Source organism: Trichococcus sp. TS_SC_9, from assembly GCF_056156325.1.
In genome coordinates this window covers 519,472-544,585 of record NZ_CM149591.1, presented here as the reverse complement: position 1 = coordinate 544,585, position 25,114 = coordinate 519,472, and the positions used below count along the sequence as shown (strand labels likewise).

Genomic DNA, 25,114 nt, shown 5'->3' with positions numbered 1-25,114 from the left:
GCTCCTATGCTTTTGGCGCGATTAACGATAAAATGGGAAGTATCAAATAATCGGAAGTTCCTCCTCTTTTGGCCGGACAGGTTCAAGGAAGAGGGGTGAAAATGCGCCATGGAGGGGATACACCAGTGAAAACCGTTCAAGTTAAAGATGTCGTCTTCAACGAAGGCAGGCCTAAAATCTGCGTGCCGTTGGTAGGCAAAACAAAACAGGAAATCATCGCGGCAGTCAAAATGCTGGAAAACGTCGCTTTTGACCTGGCTGAGCTGCGCATCGATTTTTTCGAAGGGGTAGAGCACCCGGAGCAACTCGAAGCATTGTTGGCCGAAATCAATAGCCTTTACAAAAAGCCTTTGTTGTTTACGTTTCGCACCAAAAAAGAAGGCGGAGAGCGCGAACTGAGCTTGGATCGCTATTTTGAACTAAACCGTTTCGCGATCAGGAGTGGGCTGGTGGACATGATCGATCTCGAGCTGTTCAGTTCGGAAGAAGACGTGATCAATTTGATTGACGAAGCGAACGAAAAAAACGTGAAAGTCGTTCTGTCGAGCCACGATTTCTTCCGTACGCCCCCTAAAGAGGAAATCGTCGCAAGATTGGTGAAAATGCAACAACTCGGGGCGGATATCACGAAGATCGCGGTCATGCCGCAGAGCGAGGAAGATGTCCTGACGCTGCTGGCGGCGACGTTGGAAATGAAAAAAGCGAAAGCTGACCGCCCGTGCATTACGATGTCGATGGGAAAATACGGCGTCATTTCGCGGTTGGCAGGAGAACTATTCGGATCGTGCCTGACTTTTGCGGCGGCTAAAGAAGTTTCCGCGCCCGGTCAGGTGTCTGTCCGCGATGTCCGTTCGATACTGGAAATACTGGCGTTGGATTAAGAGCCGTCGGGCGAGCAGAGTGGTTCGAAACTTTCGGATTTCCACTCAGCTCAGGTGAAGCTTCGCTTGCCGGAGCTCACCGGCCGCCATCGACCGCAACTCCGGCGAGGGTTCCCTCCTCGGAAAACGCAACAAGAATGTATGCCGAACTCCTGCGAAGCCTCCGTTCACCGGAGTTCCCATATATATTCGTTCAGGAAAAAAATATTAAGAAGAACACCAAAAAGGCCATCCTTATCGATCAAGGTGGCCTTTTCTGTGTACGCTTTCCAGATTGATTCATCACGCGTTCAACTTCTCGGTTTGAAGCTGCTCACTTTCAATAAAATTTGGTTGATGCCAAGCAGCAGTTCGTCCGTCAATTCGATATCAACCGACTTGATATTATCCTCGATCTGTTCCGGACGGCTAGCGCCGATGATGGCTGAGCTGACGCCGGGTTGACGCAAAATCCAGGCCAAAGCCAGTTGCGGCATGGTTATTTCCAGTTCGTGGGCGATGGCTTCGATTTCCCCGACTGCTTCCAAAAGGGATTCGTTTTCCAGATATTTTTGCATCGTGCTATTGAGCTTGCTGTTGGCGGCACGGCTGCCTTCCGGAACTTGCTGGCCGGATTTGTACTTGCCGGTCAGGATGCCTTGTCCCAATGGGGAAAAGACGACTTGGCCCATGCCGTTGGCGACGGAGACAGGCAGCACATCGACCTCGATGTAGCGCTCAATCATATTGTAGATCGGTTGGTTGGAAATGAGCGGCCGGAAATTATGTTGTTTTGCAATCTGGTGGGCTTCCTGAATTTTGTCGGCTGGCCATTCGCTGACGCCGGCATAAAGGATCTTGCCTTGACGCTGCAGATCGTCGAGTGCCCAGAGCGTTTCCTCTATCGGTACGCTCGGATCGTAACGGTGGCATTGATAGAGGTCCAGATAATCCATATTCAGGCGTTTCAGGCTGGCATCGCAGGATTCGATGATGTGCTTGCGCGACAAGCCCCTGTCGTTCGGCCCGTCCCCCATCGGGAAATAGACTTTGCTGGCGACGACCAAACTAGAGCGCCGATAGTCTTTCAGCGCTTTACCGAGCACGGTCTCAGCAACACCCTTTTCATAAACGTTGGCTGTGTCGAAAAAGTTGATGCCTGCTTCGTACGCGGTCCGGATGCATTCCTCCGCTGTTTGATCCGCTACTGATTTTCCGTACGTCAACCAACTGCCCAGTGCGATTTCGCTGACGCGCAAACCACTTTTCCCTAGATTCCTGTATTTCATCCACTCGTCCTCCTTGATTTTGATGCCATCCTTTGATCCGTTAATCCGACTATGATGATAGGCAAAATAGCTTTATATCCTTATCATAAGCCACAAAATCGAAATCGCCAAAGGAAAAGGCCAACAAATCGGAAAAATGGAAGCGCTGTGATTTTTTTTGTGTTAACGAAAAAAAAAGGTATACTTGATGTAAGGAACGGTGTCGAAAACAGAAAGGATGGTGTCTGTAAATGACGAACATAGACGAAAACATCATGGTGTCTCTGCGGAGAGAGAATGCCAATCGGATGGTGGCGTTGCCGGACGGAAGCGTCATGCCGCAAGTGGGGCAAGGAACCTGGTACTTGGGTGAGGATCCCGCAAAAAGGCAAGAGGAAATTGAGGCTTTGCGCTTAGGCGTGCAACTGGGCATGACCCTTATTGATACAGCCGAAATGTACGGGGATGGGAAGTCGGAAAGCTTGGTGGGGGAAGCGATCAAAGGCATCCGTGATCAGGTCTATCTTGTTTCCAAAGTGTATCCTCATCGGGCGAGCCGGAATGAAATTTTGGCTGCCTGTGCCGAAAGCTTGCGCAGATTGGATACGGACCATTTGGATCTCTATCTGCTGCATTGGCGCGGAAATGTGCCTTTGTCCCAAACGATAGCCGGAATGGAGCAGTTGAAGGCGGAAGGAAAGATAGGTAGATGGGGCGTTTCCAACTTCGACATCCATGATATGCAGGATCTTTTGTCGATGGAACACGGGAACCAGTGCCAAGTCAACCAAGTCTTGTATCATTTGGGCTCCCGCGGGATAGAGTACGATCTGTTGAAATGGCAACGGGAGCGTAACATTCCGATCATGGCCTATTCGCCATTAGCCCAAGGAGGCCGGTTGCGCGAGCAGCTATTGGAGAGTGAGGAAGTGCAAAAGATTGCCAAGAAACACGATGTCGAAGCAATTCAGATCATTCTGGCATGGTGCATCATTCATCCGGCCGTGGCCGCGATACCGCGCTCTTCCAATCCAGAGCACACGTATCTCAATGCCCAGGCGTCCAAAATCCGTCTGGATGATGAAGATCTGAAACTGCTGGATAGAAAGTTTCCGGCGCCCACCTTCAAGACTGCGTTGGATATTCTTTGAGAATGAAACAAACTGTTTCATTTCTGAAACAAAAATCATTATAGAGAACCTATAATCAAAATGTAAGGGGATTCTCACTGTGCGTCGCGGTTGTGCTAAAATGAAATCATGAAAGCAAAAAGCCCTTTCACGGACGGCCGGAATGAAAGCCTTTCCTGGCCGGACGTTCGGGATTTTATTCGCTTGTGTCAGAGAATGCATTGTCACGACAGAATTTTTGAGCCGGATGAGCCGGAAAGCAAAAAGAAACCAAAAATAGGAGGAAGCATGCATGTCGAAAGAAGCTTTGAAGATTGTTACGATTGGTGGAGGTTCCAGTTATACTCCGGAATTGATTGAAGGATACATCTTAAGAAAAGATGAATTGCCTATCAAAGAAATTTGGTTGGTAGATATCGAAGCAGGTAAGGAAAAACTGGAAATCGTCGGCGCGATGGCGAAACGCCAAGTCGAGGCGGCTGGATTGGACTGGGAAGTCCACTTAACATTGGATCGTTTCAATGCTTTGAAAGATGCGGATTTCGTAACGACGCAATTCCGTGTAGGTTTACTGAATGCTCGTATCAAAGATGAGCGCATTCCATTGTCCCATGGTGTTTTAGGCCAAGAAACCAATGGTGCAGGCGGAATGTTCAAAGCTTTCCGTACGATTCCGATTATCGGCCAAATCATTGCGGATATGAGAGTGCAATGTCCGGACGCATGGTTGATCAACTTTACTAACCCTGCAGGTATGGTGACTGAAGCAGCCATCAAACATTTCGGTTGGAAGAAAACAATCGGCCTATGCAATGTTCCGATCGGACACCGCAAAGTCGCAGCAGAAAAATTAGCGATTCCTGAAGATGAATTATTATTCAAATTTGCCGGAATCAACCACTTCCACTGGCACCGTGTCTGGGATGACAAGGGCGCTGAACGCACAGATGAAGTGATCGATATGGTTTACGGACCACAAAAAACTGAAGATGAAAACCATCTGAAGAACATCCACAGTGCGCAATTCCACTACGAGCAATTGAAGGACTTAGGATTGCTTCCATGTGGATACCACCGTTATTACTATATCGAAGATGAAATGTTGAAGCATTCCATCGAAGAGTTCGAAAAAGGCGAAACGCGTGCGCAAGTCGTCAAGGCAACAGAAACGCGCTTGTTCGAACTTTACAAAGATCCTGCTTTGAACTACAAACCGGAAGAGTTATCGCAACGCGGCGGTACGCACTACAGCGATGCAGCCTGCGAAGTGATCGCGTCGATCCAAAACGACAAACGCACGGATATGGTCGTATCAACAGCGAACAACGGTACGATCCAAGATATGCCTTATGATTGCGTCGTAGAAGTTTCCGCCTTGATCACAGCCCATGGCGCTGAACCATACAACTGGGGCGAAATGCCTTCAGCGGCCCGTGGCTTATTGCAAGGCATGAAAGCGATGGAAGAAACAGTCATCCGCGCAGCCATCACAGGCAGCTACGGTGCGGCATTGCAAGCATTCACAATCAACCCGCTTGTGCCGGGCGGTACAACAGCCAAGACTTTGTTGGATGAATTATTGTATGCACACAAAGAGCACTTGCCACAATTCGCAGAGAAAATCGCTGAAATCGAAGCAAACCAACCGGAAACAGTTGCTTACGTCGATGAATTGATGAAATCCAACTAAAAAAAACAGCGCGAAGATGCGCGCAAAAAAGAGTGGTTGCCCGAAAAGGCAGCCACTCTTTTTTGTTATCGTTAAACTCCGGTGAACAAAGGCTTCGATGGAGTTCGCCCACCATTCTAGTTGCGTTCTCCGAGTAGGGGACTCTCGCCGGAGTTGCGGAAGATCATACTCGGTGTCCTCCGGCGACGGTGGCCTGGCCGGAGGTGGGTTCGCATTCCGTCGCCGTTCCCTTCCCGGGATTCATCACACTCTAAACGTGTTCTGATTCACAGGGGGCTCCGCCTAAGCTGACTAACCCACGAGGACTAACCCACGAGGACAAAAAGCATCCTCTTTGGGTTAGTCCTCTTGATGCTCATCCCCTCACGAGAATCATCACACTCTTCTTTTTAATCTTCTAGCACCATAATGCCGATTCCCAGCAATCCGGGTCCGGTGTGGACACCCAATACTGGTGAAATTTGGCCTTCTGCGTAGATTTTGGCGCCGGCAACCAGATCTTTCAGCTGTTCTTTCATAACGAGCATCTCATCGTAGGCATCTCCATGGCAGATCGACAGGTAGTAATTTGGGTGCTGACCCAGTTTTTCGCGGGTCATATCGATCAGTTTCTGAATGCTCTGCTTGCGACCGCGCACTTTTGCGACCGTATCGTAGATGCCCTCTTCGTTGCAGGAGATGATCGGTTTGATGTTTAAGGCGCTTCCCAGAATCCCGGATACTTTACCGATGCGGCCGCCTTTCATCAGGTATTCCAAGGTACCGACCCCGAACAGGATGGTGGACTTTTTCACGGCTGCTTGTGTTTTTGAAACGACTTCATCGAACGGAAGTCCCGCTTCGATCTGCTCCGCAGCATAAAGCGCCACAAACCCAGAGGCGATGGCGATGTTCAGTGTATCGATGACGACAATCTGCATGTCCTGGATATCCTCCGCCAACAATTTGATGGCTTGACAGGTGCCGCTCAAGCCGCTGGAAATGGCGGATACGATCACTTGATCGAAGCCGTCCGCTTTAATCTTGGCGAAAGTGTCGGCAATCGTTTCCGGCAAAGGCAAGCTTGTCTTCGGTATCTCTTCCTGGAATCTTGCATAGACTTGCTCCGGTGTGATGTCCACCCGATCGCGATAGCTCGCGTCTTTATAATTAATCATCAACGGTAAGGTGTAGATATGGTATTTGGCGAGCAGCTCCTGCGGAATATCGTTGCACGAATCGGCCAAAACGGCAATGGAATTAGATTTCATCATTAGTATTCTCTCCTTTTTGGGATGCGTGACTGACGCCATCGACCAATATGATTTTTTGTGTCAATAATTTCGAAGCAAGCGATAGCGTGATCATCTTCAGTGCGAAGTTTTCGCTGTGGATATCCTCCAATGTATAGGTGAAATGCTCTTTCTTGTCGAGATCACGGAAGAGCATCCAGAAGGCATACTCCAATTCTTGACAGAAGGTGTCGTAAGCAATCTGGAATCCGCGTATCGATACTTGCAATTCCAGTCCTTTTTTCACCTCCGACAACGGCAATACTTGTTTAAGCAGTGTGATGACAATCAGTTGGGCGATATGAGTCTTGAAATATTTTTTTTTCTCGGGTTTATCAATCAGCTGCAGTTTCACGTAATTATTGATCATAGCCGGCGTGATGATGCGTTCTTCCTGCGTAGCATTCAGGAAACCCAATTGCTTTTCGATGCTGACGATTACTTGATCGCTGTAGAGGCCGAAATCAGGCAGCTCGTCAAATCGGATGAACGTCAAATCGAGCAGCTGCTGCTGATACTCTTCCAATTCTGGTTTAAGCTTCACGGCACAACCTGCTTTCTGAACTAAATAAAATTTTTAACCTAGTTATCGATACTAGATGTAATGTTTTTGATTACTAGATAAATGTACCAGTATTCGACGGAAAATTCAATTCCGAAGGCTCAGCACCGAAAATATAAGACCAATCAAAAAAGAAGCCATTTTCAGGCTTCTTTCCAGTCATCGTATTCCGTTGCTGTTGCCGTACCGAAATAGCGGGCGACTTCATGGGAGGCGTGGGCGTCGGAACCCTTCTCATACGAGAGGCCGATTTTTATCGCGTAAGCCATCATTTCCGGATCCGGGTACGTTTTGCCGTAGTCCGGCTTGTCGATTCCGGCAAAATTGTAATCAAGCGTGTATCCGCTCTCCTTCACCTTATCCAACAGCAGCTTCCAGTCAATCGGATCGCTGACGCTGTAAGCTTTTTGGAACTTGTGGATCAGATTGATGTGCCCGATCTTTTTCGGGGTCAATGCTCCATACGGAAGCGCCAAAGCTTTTTTGATAGCCGCTTCGTAAAGGAGGTAGAGCGTTTCGTAGCCGATCTCCGCGCCTTTTTGCGTAAAGGATTCGCGGTCCAGATCGATGCAGAAGTATTCTTCGGGAGCGAGCTGCACGAAATGCACACTCAGAATCGAATGGGGAACGGTCTCTGGGTATTTTTCCAGGAAGGCGCGCGTTTCCGTCTCCTTTCCTTCCAGATAATCCAATTCAAAACCGGCATGGATTTCAATGCTGCCTTCATACTTCTTGGCAAGTGAACGGACATCGGACAAGTAGGTATCGACATCTTCAGGGCGCATCGAACTGTCTTTGTCCGGAAGTGGATCTTCCATCGGTAAAGGGGCGTGTTCCGTGAATGTGAGCGATTCAAGTCCAGCTTCGATGGCAACCTTCACATAATTTTCCATTGCGTCGGATGAACCGTGCAGGCAATAGGGGGTATGGACGTGTCTGTCGCTGTGCATCTTACATCTTCCTTCCTTCGTAAAGTGTCATCATTTTAGGATACAATGTAGCAACTTTCTATGGTATGATAACACCAACGTCTAATGGTATTCTAACGATATTCTAAGGATAACAGATGGCCTATCAAAAAGAAATGGGAGTGAGACAGTTTGGACGAAATGATGACGAATGAATCGTTGCTAGCGAAGAAACAAAGAGAGATGGGGTTTCTCCATCATTTCCACCACTTAGGGTACGATTTGATCGACCTGGGAGTCGTAGAGAAATTTGAGTGGACACAACTGTCTCATGATGACTTGCATCTGATGCTGAACCGGCATAAATGGCAAAGCGGCGATAAACTTTTCGCCCTGCGCAGTGACTGGACGAATGCCATCGTGAGATACCGCAAGCAGTACCATTTACACGCCGATAAAATAGCCTATTCCGGCCCGGTATATTCGCTGCTGAAAGAGCGTCACCAATTGGGTGTGGAAACATTTACCGACTCGATCCCGAAACAGATCGAAGTTCTGGGCGATATGATCACCTTCATGGAGAAGGAATTGGACCTCTCCTTATCGGTTGCGGTAGTCAGCCATAATAAATTACTGAAAAAAATTCTGAGCCCGCGGGAGTTGGAAGATCCTTCCGTCCGCAAGTTCATCTGCGAAAGAAACCAGGATGCTCTGAAGCATCGCTTGGGTGCGGATCATCCGCTGATCGGTTTGATGGATCAAGCACCTACGGAACAAGCCAGCTATTTGAAGGAAAACTATCCGGAACTGACCGGACATTTGAATGAGCTCGCGGAATGGGAGGCGACGCTGAAAAGCAAGAACGTGGATTACGTTTACGCGGATATGCTGGCGTTGCCGAACCAATCCTATTACAAAGGAATCTTTATCCAACTTTACGGAGAAAATCAAACGGAACCCGTAGCATCGGGCGGTCAATATACAAGCTCTTCCAAAGCATTCGGAATGGCAATCAACAATTAACGGAGGGGAAAAATGATTACTATCGCGCTATCAAAAGGCAGACAGCTTAAGGATTTTATCCAATACTTGGATGAAATCAAACTGACGGAATGGTCGACAGCATTGAAGTCCGTTTCTAGAGAATTGGTCATTCAGACAAAGGACACCCGCTTCATCTTGGTCAAAGGGGAAGATGTACCCGTATATGTGGAAGAAGGGATCGCGGATCTGGGCATCACCGGAAGCGATATTCTGATCGAGCAGAACTGCAACATCAACAATCTGATGGACTTGCCATTCGGCTATTGCCATTTCGCCATCGCAAGCAAAGAGAAGAAGGACATTTATCCAGTCGTTGCGACGAAGTACGTGAACTATACCAGACAATATTTTGATTCCATCAAGCAGCCCGTGAAGATCATCAAGCTGAACGGGTCCGTAGAATTGGCTGCGACCATCGATATGGCGGATGCCATCATGGATATCGTTCAATCCGGAAAAACGCTGCATGATAATGGTTTAAGTGAGCAAGTCCGGCTTGATGAAATCAACGCCCGCCTGATTTCGAACAAGCATGCTTATTTTTCCAAATATGATGAAATCCAAACAATAATCAACCAATTGAAGGTGAAAAATAATGTACACAACTAAAACATTCAAGGAAGCATACAAAACCAAAAACACAATCGACTTTTCAAAGACTCAGGCCGTGATGGAGATCATCCAGACGGTTCAGGAAAAAGGCGACGTAGCTCTGTTCGAATACGCAAAACGCTTTGATGGGGCTGATATCACGGAATTGGAAGTACCGCAGAGCGTCATCAAGGAAGCCTATGACACCTTGGATGCGAACTTGCGTGCTGCTTTGGAGGAAGCCCGCGACAACATCACGGTCTATCAGGAAAGCATCAAGTGGCAACAGTCTCCGGCTGGGGAACTGTACCAAAAAATCCATCCGCTGAACAAAGTCGGCATCTATGTGCCGGGCGGCAAAGCGAGTTACCCTTCCACAGTCCTGATGACTGCGGTATTGGCCAATGTAGCCGGCGTAAAGGAAACGATTGTCGTGACCCCGCCGCAAAAGACCGCCATCAACCAAGCGACCTTGGCCGCTTGCTATATCTGCGGCGTGACGCACGTTTATCAAGTGGGCGGCGCCCAAGCCGTCGCTGCTTTGGCTTACGGGACGGAAACCATACCGCGCGTCGACAAAATCGTCGGACCCGGGAACCAATATGTCGCCTTGGCCAAAAAATTGGTCTACGGAGATGTCGGGATCGATTCGATCGCAGGACCATCCGAAATCGTCGTAGTCGTCGACGAAACGGCGAACAACGAATGGGTCGCCATCGATCTGCTGGCGCAAGCCGAGCATGATGAATTGGCCCGCACCTTCCTTGTCTGCGCCAACGAAGAGAAATTGGCCGCCATCGAAGCCGAGCTGCTAGTCCAGAAAGCGAAACAAAGCCGCATCGAAGTCATCGAGGAGAGTTTGAAGCATAACCACTTTCCGATTTTGACGAACGGCAAAGACGAGAACATCGAAGTCGTGAATCTGATTGCGGGAGAGCACGTCTCGATCCAGACAAAAGACGCAGAGGACTACATAGATGCCATCGAAACAGCCGGAGCGATTTTCATAGGCGAATATTCGCCTGAAGCAATCGGGGATTACGTAGCCGGCCCTAGCCACGTGCTGCCGACCGGAGGCAATGCCCGTTTTGCGAACGGCTTGTCCGTCAATGACTTCCTGCGCCCGAACTCTGTTTTGAACCTGAAGAAAGAAACGTTCCGCAAAATGGCTCCTGCCGGGATGCTGATTGCGACCGAAGAGTCACTGCAGGCCCACCACGATTCCTTGGCTGTCAGAATGGGGGACGACAAATGATCCGCATCAACAAAAATGAAAGTCCCATCCGGGCGCTGACAAATGAAGAAATTGCCGAAATAGCTGTAGCGACGCGCTTCCAGGAGTATACGGACGATGCCATCGACCGCCTGACGGAAGCGTACGCCGCTTTCCACGGAGAAGATCCAGCTCTGATTGCTTTTGCCAACGGATCGGATGAATGGATCCAGAAGTGCACGATCCTTTTGGGGGATGGTCCGATCCTGATGCTGGAGCCGGATTTCGTGATGTACGAAGAGTACGCCGCGCAATTCCAACGCGAAATAATCAAAGTGCCGTGCAGAGCGGATTATTCCTTTGACTATGACCAGGTGTATGCGGTCATCGAGAAGGAAAAGCCTTCCTATTTCATCGTTTCACAACCGAACAATCCGCTGGGCGTGCTGCATCCGGCCGCCTTCATCGAAAAGACGGCGGATCTGCTGGCTGCATCCGGCGGCTATCTGATTTTGGATGAGGCTTATATGGATTTCGTGGACAATCCGCCGGCACGGCCGGTAGGGGATCATGTCATCCTTTTGCGTACCTTGTCAAAAATCTACGGCTTGGCCGGTTTGCGCATCGGCATCGCCAGTTCGACGGCGAAAACGATGCAGTTGTTGAACTCCATTGCCCATCCGTATCCACTCAATACCTTATCCTTGAGCATCGCGGCCTTCCTGTTGGAGCATCCGGAACGGCTGCGGGCCTTCATGGCTGACCAGCGCCGGCTTTCCGCCAAATTGAAGGGAATCTTCAATGAAGGCGCAGGGGATATTCTTTCCGTGCTTCCAAGCGAAACGAATTTCGTCTTCACTTACGGCGAATTGGCACCTGCTTTGGGCCAATGGATCATCGACCACGGCTATCAGCCGCGCACTTATGAAAAATCAGGCATCGCGTGCATCGAAACGGCTGTCCGTTACTCGATCGCCACGGATGAACAGTTGGATGCCTTAGCCGAAATCATCAGAGAATGGAGAGAACAGCTGTGAGCGTATCAAAAGAGCGCATTACCAAAGAAACGAAAATCGCCATCACCTTGAAACGAGGATTGGAACCTTCCGTCATCAATACAGGCGTGGGCTTCTTGAATCATATGTTGGATTTGTTCGCTTTCCATGGCCACTTCGTTTTGGATATACAGGTGGACGGCGACACCGATGTGGACGATCACCACACAACCGAGGATGTCGGTATCGTCTTGGGTCAGCTGTTGGCTGAATTGGGTCAGGACAAAGGGGCCATCAATCGCTACGGGAGTGCCTATGTGCCGATGGATGAAACTTTGGCCCGTTCCGTCATCGACATCAGCGGCCGCCCTTATCTGAGCTTCAATGCCGTGTTTTCGAAAGAAAAAGTGGGCAGCTTCGACGTGGAGTTGGTTGAAGAATTTTTCCATGGATTGGTCATCAATGCCCGTTACACGGCCCATATCGATCTAATCCGCGGAGGCAACACGCACCATGAAATCGAAGCTATCTTCAAAGCTTTTGCGCAAAGCTTGCGCATCGCGATGGCCGATTCAGATGTGCAGCGCTTGCCTTCGTCAAAAGGAGTGATCGAATGATAGCAATCGTTGATTATGGTTTGGGGAACATCGCGAACCTGACGAACGCCATCCGTTTTCTTGGCTATGAAACGGTCCTAACGCATGATGAAGCGGAATTGCGCAAGGCGGACGTCATCGTCCTGCCAGGCGTTGGGCATTTCAAGGATGCCATCGAACGGATCGATGCAATCGGTTTGCGGGAACTCCTGACGGAATTGGAGCAGACGAAACCGTTCATCGGTATCTGCCTCGGGATGCAACTCCTGTTCGAACACAGCGAAGAAGGCGATGTCGATGGGTTGGCCTTTTTGCCGGGGGAAGTGAAATACATCGTCAGCGACTTGCCGGTTCCGCATCTGGGCTGGAACAATCTGCATTCAAGCCAACCAGGTTTGGACCGGGATGTTTATTTCATCCATTCCTACAAGGTAGTGACTGACAAAAATGTTGTGGCAACAGCGGATTATGGTCAGGAAATTGTGGCCATCGTCCAAAAGGATAATGTCATCGGCATCCAGTTCCACCCGGAAAAAAGCGGGGATTACGGTCTGGAAATTTTGAACCAAGCTTTGCAAGGGGGATGGAAATAAATGATAGAGATTTGGCCGGCAATCGACTTGATCGACAACAAGAGTGTCCGTCTGACCGAAGGGGACTACGGCACGAAAGAAGAAATGCAGCGCACACCTCAGGAAGCCATCGCTTTTTATGCGCAATATGAGCAAGTGAAACGAATCCATATCGTGGACCTGATGGGCGCTTTGAACCAAAAACCGGAAGAAACGCCGTTTATTGAACAGCTTTTGCAGCAGAGCGCGTTGCCTGTCGAAATCGGCGGGGGCATCCGCTCCGAAGAAATCATCAAGCACTATTTCGAAAAAGGCGCCAGCTACGTGATCGTCGGGACGAAAGGGCTGCAGGATCTGCCATGGCTGGCTGAGATGACGGCGAAATATCCCGGTAAGATCTACTTGGGTCTGGATGCGAAAGGCGAACTGGTCGCTGTGAACGGTTGGACTGAAACGGGCCGCCAGACCATCTATGATGTCGTGGAAGCGACGAATCCGATGTCCTTGGGCGGCATCATCTATACGGATATCTCGAAAGACGGCAAGATGGCTGGACCGAACTTTGAGTTGACGGGCAAGCTTGTCGAAATCTCGACCCATCCCATCACCGCATCGGGCGGCGTCCGCAACATCGAAGACATCAAAAAATTGGAAGCTTTGGGTGTGGCGGCAGCAATCGTCGGCAAAGCGGCCAATACGGATGCCTTCTGGGAGGGCTTGGCATGATAAAGAAACGGATCATTCCCTGCCTGGATGTGAAGGACGGTACCGTTGTAAAAGGGATCCAATTCAAGGGATTGCGCGAAATCGGCGATCCGGTCGAACTTGCCAAGCGCTACAATGCTTTGGGTGCAGATGAACTGGTCTTTCTGGACATCTCAGCAACCGAAACCGGACACAACCTGATGATTGATGTCATCCGCAAAACGGCGCAACAGCTGTTCATCCCGATGACGATCGGCGGCGGAATCAAGTCGACGGATGACATTTCCCGCCTGCTGAACGCTGGAGCGGATAAAGTGAGCTTGAACTCATCGGCGTTGGCGAATCCGCAGTTGATCAAGGAAGCGAGCGACAAGTTCGGCAGCCAATGCATCTGCATCGCTGTCGATGCGAAATGGGAAGCCGATAAAGAGGAATGGTATTGCTATACCCACGGCGGCAAAAAACGGACCGACATCAAGACGTTGGACTGGGTGCAGCATGTGGAAGCGCTGGGGGCCGGCGAATTGTTGGTCACCAGCATGGATTATGACGGCATGAAGCAAGGCTTCGATCACCGTCTGTTGAATAAGATCCAAGCCTTGGTATCGATCCCGGTCATCGCTTCCGGAGGCGGCGGCAATGCCCAACATTTCGCCGACTTGTTCAAGGAAACGGATGTTTCGGCCGGGTTGGCAGCTTCCATCTTCCATGATGAAGAAGTGTCGATCGCCGAAGTGAAAGAATGCTGCACGGAGAATGGAGTGGATATGCGCAATGTCTAAATACGATGCACTAGTGCCTGATTTTTCGAAAGGGTTATTGACTGTCGTTCTTCAGCACTTTACGAACAAAAATGTTTTGATGGTCGGCTTCATGAATGAAGAGGCCTTCGAATTGACGAAACGAGATGAGGTTGTCTGGTTCTTTTCCCGAAGCAAGGACAGACTCTGGAAAAAAGGAGAGTCCAGCGAGCATTATCAGTTCGTGAAGGACATGTACCTGGACTGCGATCAGGACGCGTTGCTGATCATGATCGATCCGGCCGGTCCGACTTGCCACCGCAACACGGAGAGCTGTTTCGATGTCCCGGTTGCTTTTGGTCTGGATGATCTGGAAGAGACCATCCGCCAACGCGCTGTCGGACATGATGAAAAGTCCTACACCAACTACTTGTTGGACAAGGGAACAGATAAAATCGCCAAGAAATTCGGCGAGGAAGCCTTCGAAGTCGTCATCGGCGCAAAAAACCACGACAAAGAAGAGGTAGCCAACGAAACGGCAGACCTGCTTTATCACCTCGGCGTACTCCTGTACGACCAAGGCGTCGACGTAGCCGATGTGACCAAAGTCCTAATCGAACGCCACCATAAGAAAAACAACTTCAAAGGCGAACGAAAAAATGTAGAAGAATACTAAAGAGTGTGATGAACCCTAAGCTCAGAGTTTGAGCACTAACGAGGTTCAGGACCAAACAGCCCGTTTTTTTTGGCTGAGTGGGCATGAACAGCGTTAGACGGAGAACTCTAGGATTCAGAACCGTTCTAGGATACGACTCATCCCGTCTTGCTTTATCCGATAACCGGAGCTACCTCTTGACAGAAGGGGCAGTTTCGGTTATTTTTTGTCTTGAAGAGATAATGTTTCCATATTAAACAAAAATGGGGCGATTACGATGAACGTGTTGGCTGTTGAACTGTCTATGCGGCTTTTTGATTCCAATTCTCTGAAGGACAAGCGCAGCGTTGTGAAAAGCATCCTTGCCAAGATGCACCAACGCTACAATGTCAGCATTGCGGAAGTATCGGCACAGGATATGTTGAACCAAGCCGTCATCGGATTGGCGGTTGTCAACAATTCACGGGTCCTATGCCAACAAATCGTGGATAAAATCATTGAGGAAATCGAATCGAATTATCCTGTGGAAATCTACCAAATCAACGAAATCGAATGAAAAAACAACGCACTTCCAGCCATCCGGCAATTAGCCGAGTGGGTGGAAGTGCGTTGATTCGTTATTTGAAGACTTTCAGAAGCTCGTAGCGGAAAGAAATATACGTGTAATTTTGACGATTGTACATCTCGCGCGCCGTATCTGCTGCATCAGCCACCAAAAGGACGGTCTTCCCGTCGGCATGTTCCATCACGAATTGTTGCAGCGCCGTTCCAATCCCTTTGCACCGGGAATCTCTGCCGACGTAGAAATTGTCGATTTCAATGCTGTCCTCTTTCAGATAAAGGTCGATGGAACCGACCGCTTCATCGGAGCACAGGGCCACGATGGGACGGAAGGCCGGATTGTCGAATTTAGCTTGGGTGTAGGGTTGCTTCTGTTTCGCGAATTCCTCGCTGACTGCCTTGTCTGCCCGTGCGGACAAAGCCAGATAGGCATTGCGGTTGTTGGCGTTCACCCATTCCACTTTGACGTCGGAAGGTGTTTCATTAATCCGCGTCGGCACAAAGGTTCCGGGCGGAGCCGCGTACAGCTCAAGGACATCCAGGCTGAAGTCGTTCGATCCCAGATAGGAAATGATCGGCTGCGGAATTTCGCAATCTTCGGGCCAGATAAATTTTATGAAATCCTGTCCATATTTTTGATGCTCTGATTTCAAATAGTTTTCTGTTTCCAAAAATTCAGCGAAGGTCGGAATGCGATGGAAAATAACATAATTTTCGATATGCATAAAAAGGGCTTCTTCATTGTGATACTGCGTGTACAGAGATGTTTTTTTGGCCACGGACTTGCAGTGTTCGATATCCTTGAAAGAAAAGGTCATTTTTGGACTCCTTAAAAAGAAAAATTGATGCACGCTCCAAGATATGATAGCATAGGAAAGGAATTTGTTACAATAAGCCGAAACAGGATAAGCGGCGGAATCGCTGGAAACACATGCCAAAAGCAGCGGCGTGTGCTCCTCGTTTGACCATTATCAAGTGTTGCGCTTATGTTTTTTAGTAGATAGGAGATATAAATGAGAGATTATCAAAAATTGTACGAGAACATAAAGGCTTTCCATAAATTGAAGCCTTGGGACAAAATGAAAGACACGGACGTCGTCGGAATCAAATATTCCGATCGCAAGGAGCCCGTATTCTTTGCTTTGGATGGACTGGATGAGGACAGTATCGGTTTGAGTGTATTCAGGGACGTTTCGGAATACATCCTCTATTTGGATCTGCTGGAGTCGGAGTTCACGGAAGCTGATGGCGTCGGGGAATACACCGAAAAGCTAAAAAACATCAGGCTGGAATTCGTCGACCGAAGCAAACTGGAAGAGATCGACTATAACCGCATCCGCACAACGGATGTCAAATTCCGCGGCAAGAAAGCTTGGCCGGAACTGCTGGATTTTACGCCAGGCTTTGTTCCTTGGTCGGCCACCGAAGAGGACATCGCGCTTTTCGAACGGGTGTTGGAGAGCTTTTTGGAAATGTTCCCCCTCTACAGCAAACTGGATTTTGACAAGTCTTTTGCTGCTGATGACGTACCGACGCGCTACTATTACCAAGCCGGTACAAAGGATAGCGTCTGGAAATTGAAAGAAGAACACATATTGGCGTTCCTGACTGGCGGTGAATTGACGAAAGGTCCATACGATCTGATGCTTTCCCAGTTCGAAATCCGCCGTCTGATGATGGAAAAGAAAAACTTCCTAAGAAACACCTTCGAAGTGGACTTGTTCTATTTGCCGCAACCAATCACCTTCAAAGAAGGAGAACGGCCGCGTTTTGTGAAGATGATGGCCGTTGCGGATAAAAAATCAGGGGAAGTGCTGCTGGCGACTGTGCTGACTTCTGATAAATCCCGCGATATCCAATTCGAACTGTACAAATACCTGTTTGAAGCGAAAGTCTTCCCCGCAAAAATCGAAATGCGCGGCGACAGTGTGTTGGAAACCTACGAAATGTTGGTTCCTCTGCTGGATGAGTTGGACATTGCACACAGTGAAAAGAGCAGATTGCGGAAAATCGAGGCATTCCGCGAAAGCATCTCAGAAGATATCTTCTAATGAAACAGCCCGTTTTTCTGAAATAAGCATCACAAAAAAACAAAACAATTTTGCGTTCCGAAAATTGTTTTGTTTTTTGTTTTTTTCAAAATAAATGGTAAAATGGTTAAGAAGAAAAGACAACGAACTAATGCACGCCTCAGAGCTTATTTTGTTCCAGATAAAGGGGTTTTTATGTGTTCAACCAAGAGAATGTGAAGTTATTGACGAATACAGAGTTAAAGGTATACGAATACATCGTGCAGCATACCCAAAAAGTCATCCGTATGAGCGTTCGTGAGATCGCATCCGAGACCCATGTATCGCCGGCGACGGTTACGCGGACAATCAGCAAGTTGGGTTTCGAAAATATCTGGGAGTGCAAATTGCACCTGAAGGAAATGGACAACCGCAAGCACAATAAGAAGGTGTTTGAAACTTCCGAAATCGTTGAAGAGTTTTTCAGTCGTTCCATGCAATCCGAATATGAGGAAAAAATCCACTCCGCAGTTGAGTTGATAGCAAATTCCGATGTTGCCGTTTTCTTTGGCATCGGCACATCTGGATTGGTTGCTGCCTATGCATCCCGACAGTTTTCAAACCTGGGTCAAAGCACTTTCCATATCCAAGATCCCTATTATCCATTCCATTTGATCAGCCGACAATATACAAACACAGTAGCGATTGTTTGTTCCGTTTCCGGAGAAACAGAAATCATGTTAAGAAAAGTGGGCGATTTGAAGAGTCTGGGGAGCAAAATCATCAGCATCACAAATTCCTCCACCAATTCATTGGCAAGGCAATCAGAGATCAACCTCGCTTATCACCTGACTCCTGAATATGTCGATGAAGAGGTAAACGTGACTTCCCAATTACCGGCCGTGTTTTTGATTGAAACACTGGCAAGACGCAATTATAACTACATGCAACAAATGCATAACAACAAGCTTTAGCAGAGTCTTGAACTGAAACAAACTGTTTCTTTTCTGAAACGTCATTCCAAAAGCTGATTGTTGTTCCTTTACGATGTGAAACTGTTTACATTTCGTTCACAAACTCTATAATAAGCTTATATTGAAAAACAGAAAGCGTATTCGCAATCTGGAAACGACTCTTTTTTAAAAAAGAGAGTTCGCTTTTTAAAATCATGTAACCGCTTAATGGTAGTCGGCTTCCGGAATGGAAATCGATAGGGAAGGAATGAAAGTATGTATCATAAGAAATTGAAACCGTTTAAAGAAGATTTTTTATGGGGGTCCGCTACCAGCGCCTATCAAGTTGAAGGCGCTTGGAACGAAGACGGAAAAGGACCATCTGTTCAGGACGCGAAGGAAATCGTTCCCGATACTTCCGATTTTAAAGTAGCTACTGACCATTACCACCACATGCAGGAAGATATCGCATTGTTAGCTGAGATGGGCTTCAAAACCTATCGCTTCTCAATTTCGTGGTCACGGGTCATTCCGGACGGTGATGGAGAAGTCAATCCAAAAGGCCTTCAGTTCTATAGCGATTTGATTGATGAATGTCTGAAATACGGTATCGAACCGTTAGTGACTGTCTACCACTTTGACTTGCCGCAAGGACTTGCTGAAAAAGGTGGCTGGGAAAACCGCGCCACAATCGATGCATTTGTCCGCTACTGCGATGTCCTCTTCGATAATTTAGGAGACCGCGTCAAATTATGGCTGACGATCAATGAACAGAACATGATGATTCTTCACGGCGCAGCAGTCGGTACAGGTGAAAGCACCTTGAAATCCTTGTATCAACAAAACCACCATATGCTTGTCGCACAGGCGCTGGTAATGAACAGCTGCCACGAAAAGTTACCGCATGTGAAAATCGGACCGGCACCGAACATCTCGGCCGTCTATCCGAAATCGAACAACCCAGCGGATGTCCAAGCAGCCGATCTGTATACCGCAATCCGTAACTGGCTTTATCTTGATATCGCCGTGTATGGTGTATACAATCACCAAGTGTGGGCTTACCTGGAAGAAAATGAAGCTTTGCCTGATATGGAACCGGGTGATTTGGAGATACTGAAATCTGCGGAATGTGATTTCATCGCCTTCAATTACTACAACAGCTCGACTGTTCAAGCCTATCCGGCCGGAACTGAACGCTCCACAGGCAAAAAAGATCAGCAGTTATCAGATAGCCAAGAAGGATTCTTCGCAGGATCCGACAATGAGCATCTTCCTTATACAGAATTCGGTTGGCAGATCGACCCTACTGGATTCCGCACGACGATTAACCAAATTTACTCTCGTTATCGTAAACCCCTGATCGTTACTGAAAACGGTTTAGGCGGTATTGATAAGCTGGAAGATGGGAAGGTCCATGATCACTATCGGATCGACTATCTCCGCAACCATATTGAACAGATGAACCTGGCTGTTACGGATGGAGCAGATGTGTTCGGCTATTGCACCTGGAGTGCGATCGACCTCATCAGCACCCACCAAGGGTTCCGCAAGCGTTATGGCTTTGTTTACGTCAACCGGGAAGACTTCGATCTCAAAGATCTGAAGAGATACCGGAAAGATAGTTTCTATTGGTATAAAGGAGTGATCGCGTCAAACGGGGAGAAATTGGAAGGTTAGTGGTAGACAGCAAGAAAAGTTTTTCGCACCATCCGTTGTTGATAAAGAACAGCGGCAAGTGAATGCGGAAGGCGATGGCCCATTGTTCTGAGACTGACTGGCAGAATCCGGACAAGCAATTATATCAATTTATTTTACTGTTTTCGAAGACGGCACGCCGTCTTCACACGTGTTCTAACAGAGGAGGATTTTATTATGGATAAATTCTTAGATACATTACAAGAAAAATTAGGACCAATTGCTTACAAATTAAACGAAAACCGTTACCTTTCAGCAATCAAGAGCGGGTTCTTCGGAGCAATGTCCCTACTGATCATCGGATCGATTTTCCTATTGTTCGCTAACTTACCGATTCCTGGTTACGCAGATATGATGGCAGGCGTCTTCGGCGCTAACTGGACAGAATTCTTCATGGTTCCTTACAACATGACAATGAACATCATGACATTATTCGTTATGATCGGGATTTCCCAGGACTTGTCAAAACACTACGGCTTGGATGATTTGGCAGGAATCATCTACGGTATCGTTGGATTCCTTATCTTGACTCCAACATTATTGAGCGCAGACGATGCATCAGGAATCCCAATGGGTAACTTGAGTGCAAGCGGATTGTTCCTAGGTATGATGAGTGCTGTATTCGCAGTCGAAATCATCCGTTGGGTATTGGCTCGTGGCTGGAAATTAAGCATGCCTGATTCCGTACCATCAAACGTTGCAAAATCATTTGACGCATTGATCCCTGGATTGTTCGTCATCCTGATCTTCAACATCTTGCGCATGGTATTCGCTTTGACACCTTACGAAACAGCTCAATCTTTCATCTTCGAAATCATCCAAGCACCACTGACAAGTTTAGGCGCAACGTTACCTGCAACTGTCTTGGTACTGATTTTGGAAACACTTTTGTTCTCATTCGGTCTTCACGGTCCAAACATCTTGGGTGCTGTAATGCAACCAATCTGGTTGACTCTGACTGCAGAAAATGCAGATGCTTACGCTGCTGGTTTGGAATTGCCGAACATCGTCAACTACCAATTCTATGCAAACTTCATTAAAATTGGTGGTGCTGGTTCAACATTAGGTTTAGCATTGCTTTGCTTATTCGCAGCCAGATCGACTCAATTCAAAACACTCGGAAAATTAGCAATCGGACCTGGATTGTTCAACATCAATGAGCCATTGATCTTCGGTATGCCAATCGTATTGAACCCAATCTTGATGATTCCATTCATCTTGACTCCAGTAATCTTGGCTATCCTTACTTACATCGTGATGAGCATCGGTCTGGTTCCTCTTACAAACGGGGTAAACATTCCTTGGACAACTCCTCCAGTATTCTCTGGTTTCTTGATCAGCGGATGGAGAGGTGCTGTATGGCAAATCATCGAAACAGTCATCAGTGGAGTAATCTTCTACCCATTCTTCAAAATCGAAGACAACAAAGCATACAGAGTTGAAATCGGTGAACTTGAAGCTGATGCTTCAGGAAACGTAGTAGCATAATCAAATAGCCTCACAATGAGCCCCTTTTATAGGGGCTCAAATTAGATATAAGGGTGGAGAAAATATTATGGCAGACAAAACAATCATGTTAGTATGTGCAGCTGGAATGAGCACCAGCTTACTTGTATCAAAAATGCAAAAAGCGGCGGCAGCGCAAGGATTGGATGCTGACATTTTCGCAGTATCCGCTTCAGAAGCCGATGCACACTTAGCTAAGAAAAAAATCGATGTTCTGATGTTGGGCCCTCAAGTCAAATACATGAAGAAACAATTCGAAGATAAAGTTGCCGGCACGGATACAAAAATGGATGTCATCAACATGCAGGACTACGGCATGATGAACGGCGAAAAAGTATTGAAAACAGCTCTTACTTTAATGGGCGAATAATAAAAAGACTGAAGGAGTTACTAACATGGCAGAACCAAAAAATTTAGATGTCATCATGCAATTGATCATGCATGGAGGCGATGCAAAAGGAAATGCGATTGAAGCGATCGAAGCTGCAAAAGCAGGAGACTTTGCATTAGCAAACGAAAAAATCGGCGAATCGGAAAAAGCTTTGGTGGAAGCCCACCATGCGCAGACCGGCCTTTTGACACAAGAAGCATCAGGCGATGCAGTGGAGCTGTCGTTATTGATGGTCCACGGACAAGATCATTTGATGACTTCGATCGCATTCAAAGACTTGGCGAAAGAAATCGTCGAAATCTATGAGAAAATCGCAAACTAATCATTGAGTACCAAACATAGATGGACCATAAATCGCTCATATGATTTATGGTCCATTTTGTATTTTGGGAAGCAGAAACAAACTAAACAGAAAGCGGGTCATAATATGCAACACAAAAAACTGAAGGATTTTCCGGAAGGCTTCTTATGGGGCTCTGCCTCGGCCGCCTATCAAGTCGAAGGGGCTTGGGATGAAGATGGGAAAGGTGCATCTGTCTGGGATACCTTTGTCAGGATTCCCGGTAAGACTTTTAAAGGAACGAATGGGGATGTCGCGGTGGATCACTACCACCGGTTCAAAGAGGATGTCGCGCTGATGGCCGAACAAGGGCTGAAGGCTTATCGTTTCTCGATTGCATGGAGTCGCATCTTCCCGAACAACATGCAGGAAGTGAACGAAAAAGGCTTGCAATTTTATGATGATTTGATCGATGAGTTGCTGGCGAATCATATTGAACCAGTTGTCACGTTGTATCATTGGGATATCCCGCAATATCTGCAGGACGATTATCTGGGATGGGAATCCCGCCAGATAATCGAAGACTTTACAATATATGCAGAGGCTGTGTTCCGTAGGTACGGAGACCGGGTAAACTATTGGGTATCCTTGAACGAACAAAATGTCTTCATTTCCCATGGCTACTTGATGGCGACCCACCCGCCGGCAGTGAAAGATCCGAAACGGATGTACCAAGCCAACCATCATGCGAATGTTGCGAATGCGGCAGCCATCAAAAAATACCGTTTGCTCGGCTTGGAAGGAAAGATCGGTCCGAGTTTCGCTTATTCGCCAGGCTATCCTATTGATGCCCGGCCGGAGAATGTTTTGGCAGCTGAGAATTTCGATGAACTGAATGCTTATTTTTGGATGGATGTCTATGCCAAAGGTGAGTACCCTTCCGTCATTTGGAATTGGTTGAAAGAGAATGATCTGTTGCCTGAAACGCTCCCGGAAGATTTTGAGGTATTGAAAGCCGGCAAACCGGATTTCATGGGTGTGAATTATTATCAGACATCAACTGTTGCCGCGAATCCATTGGATGGTATCGGCTTGGGAACGCCGAATTATTCCGGAGAAAAGGGCAGTACGGAAAGAGGCGGGACTCCAGGCGTCTTCAAAGAAGTGCTGAATCCATTCGTTGAAAAAACCAATTGGGATTGGGATATCGATCCTGTGGGCCTTCGGATTGCTTTGCGCCGGGTCAACAGCCGCTACGGATTGCCGATATTGATAACCGAAAATGGCTTGGGTGAGTACGACAAGCTCGAAGACGGTGAGATCCATGACCAGTACCGGATCGACTATTTGAACGACCACGCCAAAGCCGTCCAGGAAGCCATCACGGATGGAGTCACGGTGCTGGGCTACTGCACTTGGAGCTACACCGATCTTTTGAGTTGGTTGAATGGCTATCAAAAACGCTATGGTTTTGTATATGTGGACCGGGATGAAGACAGTCCGAAAGAATTGAAACGTTACAAAAAAGCCAGTTATCACTGGTATAAAGAGGTCATAGAGCAAAACGGCAAGAACCTGAAGTAGAGCTTTTCCTTCGCGGAAGCAAAAAGAAAGCGATTTGCTGAAAACGTTTGAAAATTTATGTAAGTGCTTGCGACAAACGCTATCATGTGTGTTATAATAATTGCATATTAAATTATATTTATGGATGGAGAGAATGAATATGGCAGATAAAACAATCATGTTAGTATGTGCAGCTGGAATGAGCACCAGCTTACTTGTATCAAAAATGCAAAAAGCGGCGGTGGCACAAGGATTGGACGCTGATATTTTCGCAGTATCCGCTTCAGAAGCAGATGCACACTTGGCTAAGAAAAAAATCGACGTTCTGATGTTGGGACCTCAAGTTAAATACATGAAGAAACAATTCGAAGATAAAGTAGCCGGCACAGATACAAAAATGGATGTCATCAACATGCAGGACTACGGCATGATGAACGGCGAAAAAGTATTGAAAACAGCTCTAACTTTGATGGGCGAATAATAAGAAGACTGAAGGAGTTACTAACATGGCAGAACCAAAAAACCTGGATGTCATCATGCAGTTGATCATGCATGGGGGCGATGCAAAAGGAAATGCGATTGAAGCGATCGAAGCTGCAAAAGCAGGAGACTTTGCATTAGCAAACGAAAAAATCGGCGAATCGGAAAAAGCTTTGGTGGAAGCCCACCATGCGCAGACCGGCCTTTTGACACAAGAAGCATCAGGCGATGCAGTGGAGCTGTCATTATTGATGGTCCATGGACAAGATCATTTGATGACTTCGATCGCATTCAAAGACTTGGCGAAAGAAATCGTCGAAATCTACGAAAAAATCAGTAAATAACAAATCAAACACAAGCGGATATTCGGCAAAAACCGGATATCCGCTTTTTTATTCGTGTTTATTTGCTTTGGACTCTAATGAAGGAATGCATAAATGAAATCATTTATTCGGCCGTCCGGACTTTTCTCTGCTAAAAAGTGTTGACAACAAGAGGTGCCGGGTGGTAGTATTTAGAAGTTGTCCACGAGAGCAAAGAAAATAATTTTAAAAAATTGTTGACATGCAATCGTGATGGTGATAAGATATGAAAGTTGCTGCTTCGAGCGGCCGTCAGTGAATTTTTTTTAAAAAATATTTCAAAAAAATAGCTTGACGGATAAACGAAGCCGTGCTAATATGAATAAGCAATCACGTAATACGTGATACACGATTGACCTTTGAAAACTGAATAAAGAATGAACGAACCAAATGTGCAAGGAGCTTAGACTTCGGTCGAAGCAAACGAAGACGATACTTAGTATCGCAAACATAAAGTCAGCAAAACAACAAGAGCAATCAGCTTAACGTGTAGGATTTCTGTACAAGAGTCCAC

At 47.3% G+C, this 25,114-nt stretch carries 27 protein-coding genes; 22 read left to right on the top strand and 5 right to left on the bottom strand.

All coding sequences use genetic code 11. The features are described from left to right. The first annotated feature begins 101 nt into the window (after positions 1–101). Entirely contained in the window at positions 102–881 is a 780-nt protein-coding gene (gene aroD / locus AC0J5I_RS02465; protein WP_475303191.1) for a type I 3-dehydroquinate dehydratase, read from the top strand. A 290-nt stretch (positions 882–1,171) separates the two neighbouring features. Here aroD and AC0J5I_RS02460 read toward each other — a convergent pair whose 3' ends face one another. Then, the gene (locus AC0J5I_RS02460; protein ID WP_475303187.1) at positions 1,172–2,149 is read right to left on the bottom strand and encodes an aldo/keto reductase family protein; all 978 of its coding nucleotides are present in this window, start codon (positions 2,147–2,149) and stop codon (positions 1,172–1,174) included. A gap of 230 nt (positions 2,150–2,379) precedes the next feature. Here AC0J5I_RS02460 and AC0J5I_RS02455 point away from each other — a divergent pair, with 230 nt between their 5' ends. Continuing rightward, a complete protein-coding gene (locus AC0J5I_RS02455) occupies positions 2,380–3,279 on the top strand; it encodes an aldo/keto reductase (protein WP_475303183.1) in 900 nt (299 codons plus the stop codon). A 271-nt stretch (positions 3,280–3,550) separates the two neighbouring features. After that, entirely contained in the window at positions 3,551–4,948 is a 1,398-nt protein-coding gene (locus AC0J5I_RS02450) for a 6-phospho-beta-glucosidase (protein WP_475303178.1), read from the top strand. Between the two features lie 389 nt (positions 4,949–5,337). Here AC0J5I_RS02450 and AC0J5I_RS02445 read toward each other — a convergent pair whose 3' ends face one another. From AC0J5I_RS02445 to hisJ, 3 genes are all read right to left on the bottom strand, one after another. Continuing rightward, positions 5,338–6,201 (bottom strand): DegV family protein, encoded by an 864-nt coding sequence (locus AC0J5I_RS02445; RefSeq protein ID WP_475303173.1) that lies wholly within the window; start codon positions 6,199–6,201, stop codon positions 5,338–5,340. Then, positions 6,188–6,763 (bottom strand): DUF1836 domain-containing protein, encoded by a 576-nt coding sequence (locus tag AC0J5I_RS02440; RefSeq protein WP_475303170.1) that lies wholly within the window; start codon positions 6,761–6,763, stop codon positions 6,188–6,190. Before AC0J5I_RS02440 ends, AC0J5I_RS02445 begins: the two co-directional genes overlap by 14 nt. Positions 6,764–6,924: 161 nt before the next feature. Next, positions 6,925–7,731: a histidinol-phosphatase HisJ gene (hisJ, locus tag AC0J5I_RS02435; protein WP_475303167.1), complete on the bottom strand. Its 807-nt coding sequence runs from the start codon at positions 7,729–7,731 to the stop codon at positions 6,925–6,927. Positions 7,732–7,890: 159 nt separating this feature from the next. On the opposite strand from hisJ, the gene AC0J5I_RS02430 reads away from it, so the two are divergent. From AC0J5I_RS02430 to AC0J5I_RS02385, 10 genes are all read left to right on the top strand, one after another. Beyond that, entirely contained in the window at positions 7,891–8,712 is an 822-nt protein-coding gene (locus AC0J5I_RS02430; protein WP_475305461.1) for an ATP phosphoribosyltransferase regulatory subunit, read from the top strand. Between the two features lie 12 nt (positions 8,713–8,724). Continuing rightward, positions 8,725–9,342, top strand: coding sequence for an ATP phosphoribosyltransferase (gene hisG / locus AC0J5I_RS02425; RefSeq protein ID WP_475303162.1), 618 nt, complete (start codon positions 8,725–8,727; stop codon positions 9,340–9,342). Beyond that, positions 9,329–10,579, top strand: coding sequence for a histidinol dehydrogenase (hisD, locus tag AC0J5I_RS02420; RefSeq protein WP_475303160.1), 1,251 nt, complete (start codon positions 9,329–9,331; stop codon positions 10,577–10,579). Before hisG ends, hisD begins: the two co-directional genes overlap by 14 nt. Beyond that, positions 10,576–11,574: a pyridoxal phosphate-dependent aminotransferase gene (locus AC0J5I_RS02415; protein ID WP_475303158.1), complete on the top strand. Its 999-nt coding sequence runs from the start codon at positions 10,576–10,578 to the stop codon at positions 11,572–11,574. The genes hisD and AC0J5I_RS02415 overlap by 4 nt, the downstream gene beginning before the upstream one ends. Then, the gene (hisB, locus tag AC0J5I_RS02410; protein WP_475303156.1) at positions 11,571–12,149 is read left to right on the top strand and encodes an imidazoleglycerol-phosphate dehydratase HisB; all 579 of its coding nucleotides are present in this window, start codon (positions 11,571–11,573) and stop codon (positions 12,147–12,149) included. Before AC0J5I_RS02415 ends, hisB begins: the two co-directional genes overlap by 4 nt. Continuing rightward, positions 12,146–12,721 (top strand): imidazole glycerol phosphate synthase subunit HisH, encoded by a 576-nt coding sequence (gene hisH, locus AC0J5I_RS02405; protein WP_475303154.1) that lies wholly within the window; start codon positions 12,146–12,148, stop codon positions 12,719–12,721. The genes hisB and hisH overlap by 4 nt, the downstream gene beginning before the upstream one ends. After that, positions 12,722–13,426: a 1-(5-phosphoribosyl)-5-((5-phosphoribosylamino)methylideneamino)imidazole-4-carboxamide isomerase gene (gene hisA / locus AC0J5I_RS02400; protein WP_475303149.1), complete on the top strand. Its 705-nt coding sequence runs from the start codon at positions 12,722–12,724 to the stop codon at positions 13,424–13,426. It abuts the gene before it with no gap. Next, positions 13,423–14,187, top strand: coding sequence for an imidazole glycerol phosphate synthase subunit HisF (gene hisF / locus AC0J5I_RS02395; protein ID WP_475303144.1), 765 nt, complete (start codon positions 13,423–13,425; stop codon positions 14,185–14,187). Before hisA ends, hisF begins: the two co-directional genes overlap by 4 nt. Then, on the top strand, positions 14,180–14,821 hold the full coding sequence (gene hisIE, locus AC0J5I_RS02390) for a bifunctional phosphoribosyl-AMP cyclohydrolase/phosphoribosyl-ATP diphosphatase HisIE (protein ID WP_475303141.1): 642 nt from the start codon (positions 14,180–14,182) through the stop codon (positions 14,819–14,821). Before hisF ends, hisIE begins: the two co-directional genes overlap by 8 nt. Before the next feature lie 256 nt (positions 14,822–15,077). Next, positions 15,078–15,356, top strand: coding sequence for a DUF503 domain-containing protein (locus tag AC0J5I_RS02385; RefSeq protein WP_475303137.1), 279 nt, complete (start codon positions 15,078–15,080; stop codon positions 15,354–15,356). 61 nt (positions 15,357–15,417) lie between these two features. Here the strand turns inward: AC0J5I_RS02385 and AC0J5I_RS02380 are convergent, their stop codons facing one another. Next, positions 15,418–16,179, bottom strand: coding sequence for a GNAT family N-acetyltransferase (locus tag AC0J5I_RS02380; protein WP_475303134.1), 762 nt, complete (start codon positions 16,177–16,179; stop codon positions 15,418–15,420). 195 nt (positions 16,180–16,374) lie between these two features. Between AC0J5I_RS02380 and AC0J5I_RS02375 the strand changes: the two genes are divergently transcribed. The 9 genes from AC0J5I_RS02375 (at position 16,375) to AC0J5I_RS02335 (ending at position 24,582) form a co-directional block, all read left to right on the top strand. Next, positions 16,375–17,412 (top strand): DUF7309 domain-containing protein, encoded by a 1,038-nt coding sequence (locus tag AC0J5I_RS02375; RefSeq protein WP_475303131.1) that lies wholly within the window; start codon positions 16,375–16,377, stop codon positions 17,410–17,412. Positions 17,413–17,588: 176 nt separating this feature from the next. Beyond that, positions 17,589–18,344 (top strand): MurR/RpiR family transcriptional regulator, encoded by a 756-nt coding sequence (locus AC0J5I_RS02370; protein ID WP_475303128.1) that lies wholly within the window; start codon positions 17,589–17,591, stop codon positions 18,342–18,344. 255 nt (positions 18,345–18,599) lie between these two features. Then, on the top strand, positions 18,600–20,000 hold the full coding sequence (locus AC0J5I_RS02365; protein WP_475303125.1) for a glycoside hydrolase family 1 protein: 1,401 nt from the start codon (positions 18,600–18,602) through the stop codon (positions 19,998–20,000). 195 nt (positions 20,001–20,195) lie between these two features. Then, positions 20,196–21,506: a PTS sugar transporter subunit IIC gene (locus AC0J5I_RS02360; RefSeq protein WP_475303122.1), complete on the top strand. Its 1,311-nt coding sequence runs from the start codon at positions 20,196–20,198 to the stop codon at positions 21,504–21,506. A gap of 67 nt (positions 21,507–21,573) precedes the next feature. Continuing rightward, complete coding sequence (locus AC0J5I_RS02355) at positions 21,574–21,894, top strand: PTS sugar transporter subunit IIB (protein WP_106450372.1); 321 nt, start codon at positions 21,574–21,576, stop codon at positions 21,892–21,894. 25 nt (positions 21,895–21,919) lie between these two features. After that, positions 21,920–22,237 (top strand): PTS lactose/cellobiose transporter subunit IIA, encoded by a 318-nt coding sequence (locus tag AC0J5I_RS02350; RefSeq protein ID WP_475303116.1) that lies wholly within the window; start codon positions 21,920–21,922, stop codon positions 22,235–22,237. Positions 22,238–22,342: 105 nt separating this feature from the next. Beyond that, on the top strand, positions 22,343–23,779 hold the full coding sequence (locus AC0J5I_RS02345) for a glycoside hydrolase family 1 protein (RefSeq protein WP_475303112.1): 1,437 nt from the start codon (positions 22,343–22,345) through the stop codon (positions 23,777–23,779). A gap of 139 nt (positions 23,780–23,918) precedes the next feature. Beyond that, the gene (locus AC0J5I_RS02340) at positions 23,919–24,239 is read left to right on the top strand and encodes a PTS sugar transporter subunit IIB (RefSeq protein ID WP_086986658.1); all 321 of its coding nucleotides are present in this window, start codon (positions 23,919–23,921) and stop codon (positions 24,237–24,239) included. A gap of 25 nt (positions 24,240–24,264) precedes the next feature. After that, positions 24,265–24,582: a PTS lactose/cellobiose transporter subunit IIA gene (locus tag AC0J5I_RS02335; protein WP_068561593.1), complete on the top strand. Its 318-nt coding sequence runs from the start codon at positions 24,265–24,267 to the stop codon at positions 24,580–24,582. Positions 24,583–25,114: the final 532 nt, after the last annotated feature.

Coding starts and splice junctions, on each gene's coding strand:
- aroD (WP_475303191.1), top strand. CDS start 102: ATGCGCCATGGAGGGGATACACCAGTGAAAACCGTTCAAGTTAAAGAT.
- AC0J5I_RS02460 (WP_475303187.1), bottom strand. CDS start 2,149: ATGAAATACAGGAATCTAGGGAAAAGTGGTTTGCGCGTCAGCGAAATC.
- AC0J5I_RS02455 (WP_475303183.1), top strand. CDS start 2,380: ATGACGAACATAGACGAAAACATCATGGTGTCTCTGCGGAGAGAGAAT.
- AC0J5I_RS02450 (WP_475303178.1), top strand. CDS start 3,551: ATGTCGAAAGAAGCTTTGAAGATTGTTACGATTGGTGGAGGTTCCAGT.
- AC0J5I_RS02445 (WP_475303173.1), bottom strand. CDS start 6,201: ATGATGAAATCTAATTCCATTGCCGTTTTGGCCGATTCGTGCAACGAT.
- hisJ (WP_475303167.1), bottom strand. CDS start 7,731: ATGCACAGCGACAGACACGTCCATACCCCCTATTGCCTGCACGGTTCA.
- AC0J5I_RS02430 (WP_475305461.1), top strand. CDS start 7,891: ATGATGACGAATGAATCGTTGCTAGCGAAGAAACAAAGAGAGATGGGG.
- hisG (WP_475303162.1), top strand. CDS start 8,725: ATGATTACTATCGCGCTATCAAAAGGCAGACAGCTTAAGGATTTTATC.
- hisD (WP_475303160.1), top strand. CDS start 9,329: ATGTACACAACTAAAACATTCAAGGAAGCATACAAAACCAAAAACACA.
- AC0J5I_RS02415 (WP_475303158.1), top strand. CDS start 10,576: ATGATCCGCATCAACAAAAATGAAAGTCCCATCCGGGCGCTGACAAAT.
- hisH (WP_475303154.1), top strand. CDS start 12,146: ATGATAGCAATCGTTGATTATGGTTTGGGGAACATCGCGAACCTGACG.
- hisA (WP_475303149.1), top strand. CDS start 12,722: ATGATAGAGATTTGGCCGGCAATCGACTTGATCGACAACAAGAGTGTC.
- hisF (WP_475303144.1), top strand. CDS start 13,423: ATGATAAAGAAACGGATCATTCCCTGCCTGGATGTGAAGGACGGTACC.
- hisIE (WP_475303141.1), top strand. CDS start 14,180: ATGTCTAAATACGATGCACTAGTGCCTGATTTTTCGAAAGGGTTATTG.
- AC0J5I_RS02385 (WP_475303137.1), top strand. CDS start 15,078: ATGAACGTGTTGGCTGTTGAACTGTCTATGCGGCTTTTTGATTCCAAT.
- AC0J5I_RS02380 (WP_475303134.1), bottom strand. CDS start 16,179: ATGACCTTTTCTTTCAAGGATATCGAACACTGCAAGTCCGTGGCCAAA.
- AC0J5I_RS02375 (WP_475303131.1), top strand. CDS start 16,375: ATGAGAGATTATCAAAAATTGTACGAGAACATAAAGGCTTTCCATAAA.
- AC0J5I_RS02365 (WP_475303125.1), top strand. CDS start 18,600: ATGTATCATAAGAAATTGAAACCGTTTAAAGAAGATTTTTTATGGGGG.
- AC0J5I_RS02360 (WP_475303122.1), top strand. CDS start 20,196: ATGGATAAATTCTTAGATACATTACAAGAAAAATTAGGACCAATTGCT.
- AC0J5I_RS02355 (WP_106450372.1), top strand. CDS start 21,574: ATGGCAGACAAAACAATCATGTTAGTATGTGCAGCTGGAATGAGCACC.
- AC0J5I_RS02350 (WP_475303116.1), top strand. CDS start 21,920: ATGGCAGAACCAAAAAATTTAGATGTCATCATGCAATTGATCATGCAT.
- AC0J5I_RS02345 (WP_475303112.1), top strand. CDS start 22,343: ATGCAACACAAAAAACTGAAGGATTTTCCGGAAGGCTTCTTATGGGGC.
- AC0J5I_RS02340 (WP_086986658.1), top strand. CDS start 23,919: ATGGCAGATAAAACAATCATGTTAGTATGTGCAGCTGGAATGAGCACC.
- AC0J5I_RS02335 (WP_068561593.1), top strand. CDS start 24,265: ATGGCAGAACCAAAAAACCTGGATGTCATCATGCAGTTGATCATGCAT.